Genomic DNA, 9,597 nt, shown 5'->3' with positions numbered 1-9,597 from the left:
CGTCATCGATCTTTACGTAGAGTGCGGTCACGAGGGTGTCCAGGTTCGTCGTCACAAACGATCATGGACACCCTCTCCTTGCGCCCGCAGGCATTCGGAAAGACTCGTCTAGCCGTGGGACGCGTCGACCTGATGGTGTACACCGTCGGCGGATCCACGTGCGCGCTCTACGGGGCACAGCCTGCCCTACGCTGCCCGCGCCCGCGGCTGATGCCCCAGTTCGCGCATGCGCAGCCGGCCGGCGAGTTGCTCACGGACCGAGCCCTTGACACCCTCACGGGCTGCGCGCTTGGGCTGCTCGTTGCCATCGCGATCGCTGACCGCCGAGCCGTGGACCGCGCCGAGAGCGCCCTGGCGGCGGTGGACGCATCCCATGCGGCCGCCGCGCGGTTGATGGCCCAACCGCCCGCCTCCGACCTCGCCGGTCTCGTCCATGCCCGCCGCCGTCTGGCGAGCGCCTTGGCCGAGTTGCGCGAAGCCGCCGAGGTAGCCTCCGGTGAGTGGCGGCAACGCGCGCTGCCCGAAGAGAACATCGCTGCCGCCGAGCACGAGAGCCGCCCGATGCTGGCCGCCCGACCGAAGCTGCTGGTGGCGTAAGAGATTCCTTGCCCCAGAGGCCCCGTAAAGGTGTCGTGGCGAATTCCCCGCGGTCTCACAGACCTGAGCGCCTCGGCCGCCCGGGCCGCAGGGCGGCTCGGTACCTGTCACCGCAAGGGTGAGTCGATGGTGGGCCTCAGCACGGACTCGGCGACGTTGACGATCTGGCCGAGGTCGAAGCCCTCCATGTCGGCGCGGAATTCGGGACTGGACAGGTACGCCTCCATCCGCTCCTGCACGTCGTCGGCGTCTTGGTAGGAAACGAGAGCGTACAGTCGGGGCGCCTCGCTTTCGCGGGTCGCCGGTACCGTCCAGACGCCGTGTGTGGTGATCCGGTGTTTGGCCAGGCCGGGAATGTGCTTGGACCAAATACTCTCGTAGGCGACGAGTGCCTCGGGGCTGCGCAGTGTGTAGACACGAAGCTGGTACTGGGACATGAAGGCTCGTTCCTTGTCTTTCTAGGCATGGATGTCAGCGGTCGCGGCGATGGCGGCCGAAGGGGCTGACAACGGGTTTCAGGGTTTTCGTGGCGGCGCGCACAGCGCCGGGAGTAGGACGGCGCCGCTGGGGACGCAGGCCGCGCACTGCCGCCCGGCAAAGCGCCCCGTCCGCAGAGCAGTTGGGAGACGTCCTTCAGCTTTCTGCGAGCAGGTTCGCCAGTTCGGTGTCCCACTCAATGCACCTGGACTCGGTGCCCTGTGGCACCAGAGCCTCCGTGTTCTGTAGGAACGTCTTGACGTCCTGCACTGGAACCTCGAGCAAGGCGGTGCCCGCGGAAGACCTGAGGGCGATGTACATCGCTTGGTCACCATGGCCAACGGCCGACCAGATCCGGACGTCTCCCTCACCCACGGAACCCCGCAGGCCGTCAGCCAGAAGGTCACGCCCCAGGACCCATTCCACCGGCTCGTCGCTGTCGGCGGCGAAGAAGGCGGCACGCACGACATAGGGATCAGTGCGCTCGTACCGCAGACGCATGCACATGGACAGCAAGGAGTCACGCGAGACGACAAGCCGCACGGCCACCCCCTGTACCACGGTCTTCAAAGACTCCATTGACTTTCACTCCAAGACGCCTCAGCTGTGCCACGCCGCCGGACCACCACTGGGTCAGCAGCAAAAAAGGCATCGAAGAGAGAGGCGTTACAACAGGGCCCAGACGCCGGACGGCTAGCGGATTCGTGACATCGCAGCAGCTGGGCGGCGCACGCCTGCGACACACGGTGGGCGTCCGCAGGCAGGAGGGGGACAGGCTCTCAATAGGCGGCCACCGGATCACCGGTCAGGGACTGGTGATCCATGGACCAGCGGTCGCCTCCCTGCTGCCGGCAGGCATCACGGCGATGCGCACAGCGTCTCTGACTGGCTTAGCGAGCCTGAGCGTTGCTCAGCCTTGGGGAGCCAATCGCCTTCGTGCCCTGGCGCCAGCCCGCGTGGCACGTCCCTCCGGACGCTGGTCGACCGGGCCACAAGACCCGACCGAGGAGGGTGCCCGACGTCGCCTGGGCGCCGGACGTGCGCGTAGCACTCTGCCACAAGTTCACTACGCTTCGCTCATCCAACTGGTGAGCCTGGACCCAGGGGTACAAGCGGCCCAGCCTCACCGGTCATCGTGGTTCCGGTCGTAGTGGTGCCGGTCCTGGCCGTCGTGCTCGCAGCGGTTCCAGTCGTGCCGGTACGACCCGTCGAACTTCCAGCCGCATTCCTTGTCGTCCCAGCGGTAGAAGTGACCGTTGCGGCCGTACCAGTCCGAATCGGTGACGCAGTCGTCGTGATGCCAGCCGCGGATTCGGTCCCAGGAGTAGCCCTCCTCGAGCAGGTAGCCGACGCCGTGATCCCAGCGATAGTCACTGGTCTTGACGCTGACGGCCGGGAGCTGGGCGTGTGCAGACGCAGGAGTCGCGGCCGAAGCGGCGCCCCCGGCACCGAGAACGGCAACACCCGCGACCGCCGCGGAGCAGGCAGCGGCAGAGATGCGCTTCGTGAGGTTCTTCATGGTCTTTCCTCCCGGGATCGGTGCGATCTGCACCATCGGCTGCTTGTCACAGGCGATGTGATGCGCCTGGAACTGTCCGAGCGAGCTTTTCCATACGCCGTATGGAACTGCCCTTTCAGTAGTAACATACGGCGTATGGAAATGTCGAGGGCGCCTCGCTGAAGATCCGGGCCGCCGCATCGGCGGCTTCGATGCCCTCGTGGCGTCCTTCCGCGGGATGGCGGCGCGCACGACCGGCTGTGACCGGAAGAACGCCGAGTCGGGACCATCCAGACGCCCCCCGGGCCGAAGGCACGCGTCACCGCTTTGTCGGCATGCTTCCGCTGACCGGCTCGACGGCCTCGCCGAGATCAGCCACAGCATCAGCGGGCCTTGCCGCCGGACACAGCGAGACCCCTCGGAACCTGGCATGCCAAAAGCACCGTCGCAGCGGTGGGGTTTGGTTCCCGGTTGTGATCAGTCAGGCGAGTCGGCGGGACCGGCCTGCCCAGAGGAAGGGCTCGCCGAAAGGGGGCTCAGGCGGCTCGTGGCGCATCCGGCGCACTTCGGCTCGGTCAGGCCGGAGAAGATCCAGTGGACCTCGCCGAGGAGCGCGGTGGCAATCCGCCACACCACACGCTCTCCGCCTTCGCGCGCAAGCCGGATGCGGCCCTGCGGCTCACACAGGAGGCACTCGCGGATCCTGCCGTACCGCCGTTCATCGCAGGACAGGAGACCACGCCTACCTGATCACCGATGAGGCCGCCCGGCGCCACGCACCGCAGCAGGCAAGAGTGGCAGGCTCCCGGTAGCGCCTTATGCAGGCGCAGGAACTGGTGCGCAGCCGGCGCCGGCAGGCCGGTGGGACAGCGGGGTTCTCTTCAGGCTGCGGCGGGAAGGGGGCGCCGGGCGAGGTCCCGGGCCTCATCCGGGGAGAGACCGAGCATGTGCAGGAACAGTTCGGCCATTTTGCCTGCAGCGTGGTCGCTGTCGGTCTCGGGCCGGTTGAGCCACAGCTCCAAGAGCGCCAGCAGGCTGCCGTTCAGCACGGTCAGGGCGATGACCGGGTCGACCACGGTGAAGCGACCCGAGGTCATACCCAGCTCCACGTCGCGCTTCGCGCGCGGAGCCAGTCCGTGGCCGGCACATATGCGACCGAGCCCGCTGTGGCACAGGATCCGCATGATCTCCGGGTGGGACTCGGCCATGTGTGCGCTGAGCCGCACGCCCCCGGCAAGGCGCTCCGCGGGATCGCTGATGCCCCGCAGGCGCTCGTCGATGGCTTGGGCGTACTCCTCCAGCGCATCGGCCACGGCCGCATCGAACAGGTCCGGCTTACCCGTGAAGTGGTTGTAGAAGGAGCCGAAGCCTACGTCCGCACGCTCCGCGATGGCCCGAATGCTGGCGCTCGTGTCGCCGGACTCGGCCAGGATCGTCCGTGCGGCGCGGATGAGTGCCTGCCGGGTCTCGGCCCGACGGCGTTCGAATCGATTCCTGGGTGAGGCTGACATCGGCACCCTCCTGACAAGAGCACCAGTTCTGATGCATTCATCATCTCACTGAGAGCCCCGACTGTCCACCGTGGGGCGCCACCGGAATCCCGACCCCGCCGCCGCGCAAAGGGGGCACCGGGCGGGACTGGTTCCGCACCCGCATCGCCCGGTGCGGTCACACCTGATGGTGTGACCGGTTTTGGGGGTCTTGACGATCAAACGGTCGTATCTGATACTTTCATCAGAAATGGGCAAACTGCTCTAAGCCGGGCGGATGCCTCGCCCGGTGGGCCGCTCAACCAGCGGCGAGGCCGCGCGCTACATCGCAGGCCCGGACGGCCGATCCGAGCAATCCTCAGGCCCCGGCCGCCACCGTCCACCGCGACGACAGCTCGGGCCGCCGCGCCACATGCCGACGCTCCCTCACACCTGCGCACCGATGGGATGAACCTCGATGACGAACCCTGACCACATGCCACTCGCCGAGTCGGTGAGCCCCCGCGAGATACCCGATGCGGCCATAGCGATGATCGATGCGGAGGGGACGGTGGTGGGGTGGACGCACGCTGCTGAGCAGCTTGTCGGGTACTCGGCCGGGGAGGTGGTAGGCCGGTCCGCCGCCCACGTGTTGCCGCCCCCCGAGGACGCCGGGAGGGCTTCGGCGTTCGCCGAGCAGTGCCGTGCCCGGGGTGGCTGGGCTGGCACGGCGGCGGTCCGCCACCGCGACGGCCACACGCTCAAGATGACGCTGCGGGTCTCGTTGCTGCGGGGACAGGACGCCGGCACCCGGTGGCTGGTGTCCGTGACCGACATAGGCGCCCTGCCCTCGGGGGCGGCCCACGGACCGGTGCGGGAGTCGCTCCTTGCCCACGCACCGATCGGCATCGTCGTTTGCGACCCGCAGCTGCGCTGCACCTGGGTGAACGACGCCATGGAGCGCCACGACGGCATCCCTCGCGAGCGGCGGTTCGGACGCCGTCTGAAGGAATCGTTGCCCGCCCTCGAGGCCGAGGCGCTCGAGGCAGTGATGCGTCAGGTGCTGGAAAGCGGCACCACCATGGTCCATGAGTACCGGGCGTGGCCGCCGACGGACAGGCGACGGGAGCACGCGTTCTCGGCCTCGTTCTTCTGCCTCCAGGACGCTGACGGCCGGCCCCTGGGTGTCTGCTCCATGAGCGTGGATGTCACCGGCAATCGGCGGGCGCGGGACCGCCTTGCCATCCTCAGCGAAGCCAGCACACGCATCGGCAGCACCCTCGACGTCATGCAGACCGGGCAGGAACTGGCCGACCTCGCCGTGCCCCTACTGGCCGACTACGCCGTGGTCGACCTGGTGGAGTCGGTTCAGTTCGGTGAAGAGCCCTCGGCCCGGATCGGCACAATGAACCGTCGTCCCCCTGTCATGCGCCGTGCCGGTCTGGCCTCGATCCGCCCCGGGGTGCCGGAGTCGCCGTGGGCGCGCAAGGAAACAGTCCCCGTCCCTGCGACCTCCCCGTATGCCGCCGTCCTACGCACCGGCACGTCTCACCTGGAACCGGTGCTGGACACGGCCGCCACGTGGATCAGCCACGACCCGGTGCGGGCGCAGAAGGTCCGTGAGAACGGGATGCACTCCTTCATGGTCGTGCCCATCCGTGCGCGGCACTGCTTGCTGGGTGTCGCGTTGTTCGTCCGCACCGAGGAGCCGACGCCGTTTCAGGAGGATGACCTGCTCCTGGCCGAGGAGCTCGTCACCCGGGCCGCGCTCTGCCTGGACAACGCCCGCCAGTACGCTCGCGAACGCACCGCCGCCCTGGCGCTTCAGCGCGACCTGCTGCCCCATCGTCTGGCAGGCGGCGCCGCCGTCGAAGCGGCCTTGCGCTACGTGCCGGCCGATATGGAGCACGGCGTGGGGGGAGACTGGTTCGATGTGATCGGGTTGTCCGGCGCCCGGGTGGCCCTCGTCGTCGGAGATGTGGTCGGACACGGCATCAAGGCCGCGGCGACGATGGGCCGGCTGCGCACCGCCGTCCGCACGCTCGCGGACATGGATCTGCCTCCCCATGAACTGCTGGCGCACCTCGATGACACGGTCCGGCGGCTGAGCGAGGAGGACGCCGACGGTCCGGACCAGGTCCCTGCGGTGGTGGGCGCCACCTGCCTGTATGCCGTCTATGACCCGATCACCCGGCGGTGCACGATGGCACGGGCCGGGCATCCCCCGCCCGTGATCATTGCCCCGCAGGGGCACGTCGTCTTTCCTGACCTGCCCACCGGAGCTCCCCTCGGCCTCGGCCTCGGGCTGGTCCCCTTCGAGTCCGTGGAACTGGAACTGCCCGAGGGAAGCCTGCTCGCGTTCTACACCGACGGTCTGGTCGAGTCCCGCGACGACGACATCGACGTCGGCCTGCACCGCTTGGGAGCCGTCCTGGCACAGCCTGAGTCGCCCCTGGAGGACCTGTGCTCGCGGGCGCTCGAGACCCTGCCGACTCAGGCACCGGCCGACGATGTCACCTTGCTCCTCGCGCGGACACGCGCACTGCAACCGGCCCAGGTCGCCTCGTGGGATCTGCCGAGCGAGCTGGCCGCGGTCTGTACCGCCAGGCGGGCGGCTGCCCGTCAGCTCAGCGAATGGGGGCTTGAGCATCTGGTGGCCACGGTGGAGCTGATCGTCAGTGAACTGGTCACCAACGCCATCCGCCACGGCAAGGGACCAAACCGCCTACGGCTCATCCAGCACCAGGTTTTGACGTGCGAGGTCTTCGACGGCAACACCAGCCAGCCGCACCCCCGTCATCCCCAAATCCTCGACGAGAACGGCCGCGGTCTTTTCCTCGTCGCTCAGCTGTCCCGCAGGTGGGGCTCCCGGTCCGCGACGGACGGCAAGGTCGTCTGGGCCGAACAAGACCTGCACGCCACGGCCGTTGCGTGATGCGCGCCGACCTCGGGCGATGGCTGCTTCGTGAGCACCGAGCTGAAGGCGCCGCCAACGTCGCTGCGGACGCGCGGAGGGAAGGGTAGAAAATGAATGCATATGCAAACAATGCCCAGTCGATCGGTTCTGGTGCCATCGGCAGGGCGCACACCTTCGACGGCCTGGCAGCCGCCGTGCTCGACAACCGAGGCTCGGTGGTGCGGTGGAGCAGGGCAGCAGAGGACCTGACGGGGGTTACCGCCGAGGAGGTCTGCGGCCACCCTGTACAGGAACTGGTGGCCGACCTTCCCGAGGACCTGCGCAGTGCCACGCAGATGCCGGCATCCGGCCGGGCACGACTGCGGCACCAGTGCGGCACCATGATCGATGTCACTTTCCGGACCATCGAGGTGGACGACTCGCAGGACTTCCTCATTCTCGCGGCGCCTACCCACCACGTCGCCGACCACGAGCAGGGCGCAGCGCTCCTGCGCGCGCTGTCCTCACAGAACCGGATCACGATCGCTCTGCACGACATGGATCTCGCCACTGTGCAAACCAACGCCACGCCGGGCACTCTCGACGACCGTCCAGTACAACCCGGCACTCGGCTGTGCGACGTGCTGTGCGCCGAGGACGCCGAGAACCTCGAGGCGGTATTGCGCCAGGTGCTCGAGACGGGCGCCCCTGTGGTCCGCCAGAACCAGCAAGTGAGCTGGCGGCACGATCCGGCGCGCCGTCACGCCCTGTGTTTGTCCGCCTTCCGTCTGGAGGACGCACAAGGACGCCCCACAGGGGTCGCAGCCCTGTACATCGACAGCACCGACGCGCTGCGCGGCCGCCGTAATCTGGATCTCGCCCGAGAGGTGGCCGAGCAGGTGGGAAGGTCCCTGGATGTCGTGCGCACCGCGCAAGACCTTGCGGACGTCCTCGTACCCGCGTTCGGGGATCTCGCCGCAGTCGTCCTTGCGCAGTCCGTGCTCGACGGAGACGAACCGCCCAAGCAGTTGGGCGGTGGAGATCTCCATCTGCACACTGCGGCCCTGGCGCCGACCACCGCCGCGTGGCCGTCCGGCATCAGGTGCGGCGACCCCGTCCCACCCCTGTCCGACCACCCCCTCCTACGCAGCTCCCAACACGGCAAGACAGTCGTCTATAGCCGTGACGGCTTCACCGCCCTGATGGGCGGCCCGCAACTGGCCAAGTCCGTTCTCCCGAAGGACGCCCATACGGTGATGGTGGCGCCGCTGTACGCCCGCGGCCTCACCCTCGGCTACATCGTGGTCTGCCGCACCGGCCGATCCGACCCGTTCACCGAGGACGAGGCGGATCTCATGACGCAGATCGCCTCACGGGGTGCGCTCGCCATCGACAACGCCCGCCGCTACACGCGCGAGCACAGGGCGGCCGTGGCACTGCAGCAGCGCCTCCTTCCCCCGGCCACGACCGACACCCCGGCAGCCGAGACCGCCGGCGTCTACCTGCCCGCAGGCGGCGGGGCCGACATCGGCGGCGACTGGTACGACGCCATCGCTCTGCCCTCTCTCCGGCTAGCCCTTGTCGCCGGAGACGTGGTCGGCCACGGCATGCCCGCAAGTGCCACCATGGGCCGCCTGCGCGCCGCCATCCAAACGCTCGCCGACCTCGAAATGGAGCCGGACGAGTTGCTCACCCGGATCGCAGACCTGGTCCAGCGCCTCGCGGCCGAAGCCCCACCCGGCGACCACGACACCATCGGCGCCACCTGCCTGTACGCGGTCTACGACCCGGTCACCAGGCGCTGCGCCATCGCCAGTGCCGGGCACCCTCCCCCTGTCCTGGTCCGGCCCGACGGGACCGCCGAAGCCGTCGGGATCTCACCGGGGCCACCACTCTCCGTCAGCGGCATGCCGTACGAGACCACCACGCTCGACCTCGAGCCGGGCAGCATCCTCGCCCTCTACACCGACGGCCTGATCGAACAAGGCGATGGCGACATCGACCACGGCGTGCGACGCCTGATCGATGCCCTCGCCGCGTCCTGCCGTCCGGACCGTGCCCTGGATGAAACCGGTCGGGCCCTCCTCGCCGGCCTGGTGGACCAAGTGTCGTGCGACGACGCGGCCTTGCTGCTGGCCCGTACTCGCGCCGTACCGGCGCAGGACACCGCTCACTGGGAGATCCCGGCCGATCCTGCCGCCGTCTCCAAGGCTCGAGAATGGACAACTCGCCAACTCACCCTGTGGGGGCTGGACGACCTCCTCTTCACCACCGAACTCATCGTCAGCGAACTGGTGACCAATGCCATCCGCTACGGTCGTCCGCCGGCGGAGCTGCGTCTGATCCGCGACAATGTACTGGTGTGCGAGGTCACCGACTCCAGCAGCACCCAGCCCCGCCTGCGGCGTGCCCGCACCACCGACGAGGGAGGACGCGGTCTGTTCCTCGTTGCTCAGCTCGGCGCGCGCTGGGGCTGCCGCCACGGGCAGAACTGCAAGACGATCTGGTCCGAGCAGCACATCGAGTGTCCCCCCTGATCACGATCAGAGGTCAGGGTCGACACGATGTCCAGCTGTGCGCTGCAAGTCGTTGGCGCGCTGCCTCCCGACCGTGTCTTCCCCTGTGATCGCTTGTGCGCGTCTCCGGTTCCTGCAGGGCTC

At 68.4% G+C, this 9,597-nt stretch carries 8 protein-coding genes; 4 read left to right on the top strand and 4 right to left on the bottom strand.

Features of this window, described 5'->3' with window-relative positions; genetic code table 11:
- The first annotated feature begins 114 nt into the window (after positions 1–114).
- Positions 115–597, top strand: coding sequence for a hypothetical protein (locus ACWDA7_RS33295; RefSeq protein WP_450609111.1), 483 nt, complete (start codon positions 115–117; stop codon positions 595–597).
- 107 nt (positions 598–704) lie between these two features.
- Here the strand turns inward: ACWDA7_RS33295 and ACWDA7_RS33290 are convergent, their stop codons facing one another.
- The 3 genes from ACWDA7_RS33290 to ACWDA7_RS33280 form a co-directional block, all read right to left on the bottom strand.
- The gene (locus ACWDA7_RS33290) at positions 705–1,034 is read right to left on the bottom strand and encodes an NIPSNAP family protein (protein WP_450609109.1); all 330 of its coding nucleotides are present in this window, start codon (positions 1,032–1,034) and stop codon (positions 705–707) included.
- A gap of 196 nt (positions 1,035–1,230) precedes the next feature.
- Entirely contained in the window at positions 1,231–1,653 is a 423-nt protein-coding gene (locus ACWDA7_RS33285) for an SsgA family sporulation/cell division regulator (protein WP_450609108.1), read from the bottom strand.
- A gap of 544 nt (positions 1,654–2,197) precedes the next feature.
- Entirely contained in the window at positions 2,198–2,593 is a 396-nt protein-coding gene (locus ACWDA7_RS33280; RefSeq protein WP_450609106.1) for a hypothetical protein, read from the bottom strand.
- 573 nt (positions 2,594–3,166) lie between these two features.
- Here ACWDA7_RS33280 and ACWDA7_RS33275 point away from each other — a divergent pair.
- The gene (locus ACWDA7_RS33275) at positions 3,167–3,322 is read left to right on the top strand and encodes a hypothetical protein (RefSeq protein ID WP_450609104.1); all 156 of its coding nucleotides are present in this window, start codon (positions 3,167–3,169) and stop codon (positions 3,320–3,322) included.
- A gap of 131 nt (positions 3,323–3,453) precedes the next feature.
- On the opposite strand, the gene ACWDA7_RS33270 is transcribed toward ACWDA7_RS33275, so the two are convergent.
- Positions 3,454–4,089: a TetR/AcrR family transcriptional regulator gene (locus ACWDA7_RS33270; RefSeq protein ID WP_450609102.1), complete on the bottom strand. Its 636-nt coding sequence runs from the start codon at positions 4,087–4,089 to the stop codon at positions 3,454–3,456.
- 430 nt (positions 4,090–4,519) lie between these two features.
- On the opposite strand from ACWDA7_RS33270, the gene ACWDA7_RS33265 reads away from it, so the two are divergent.
- Entirely contained in the window at positions 4,520–6,976 is a 2,457-nt protein-coding gene (locus ACWDA7_RS33265; RefSeq protein ID WP_450609100.1) for a SpoIIE family protein phosphatase, read from the top strand.
- Between the two features lie 92 nt (positions 6,977–7,068).
- Positions 7,069–9,474, top strand: a complete 2,406-nt coding sequence (locus ACWDA7_RS33260; protein ID WP_450609098.1) for a SpoIIE family protein phosphatase — start codon at positions 7,069–7,071, stop codon at positions 9,472–9,474.
- Positions 9,475–9,597: the final 123 nt, after the last annotated feature.

Source organism: Streptomyces sp. NPDC001156, assembly GCF_053598275.1.
Note: the sequence above shows the minus strand (reverse complement) of the source record. Positions and strands in the feature narration are given on the sequence as shown.

Coding starts and splice junctions, on each gene's coding strand:
- ACWDA7_RS33290 (WP_450609109.1), bottom strand. CDS start 1,034: ATGTCCCAGTACCAGCTTCGTGTCTACACACTGCGCAGCCCCGAGGCA.
- ACWDA7_RS33285 (WP_450609108.1), bottom strand. CDS start 1,653: ATGGAGTCTTTGAAGACCGTGGTACAGGGGGTGGCCGTGCGGCTTGTC.
- ACWDA7_RS33280 (WP_450609106.1), bottom strand. CDS start 2,593: ATGAAGAACCTCACGAAGCGCATCTCTGCCGCTGCCTGCTCCGCGGCG.
- ACWDA7_RS33265 (WP_450609100.1), top strand. CDS start 4,520: ATGACGAACCCTGACCACATGCCACTCGCCGAGTCGGTGAGCCCCCGC.
- ACWDA7_RS33260 (WP_450609098.1), top strand. CDS start 7,069: ATGAATGCATATGCAAACAATGCCCAGTCGATCGGTTCTGGTGCCATC.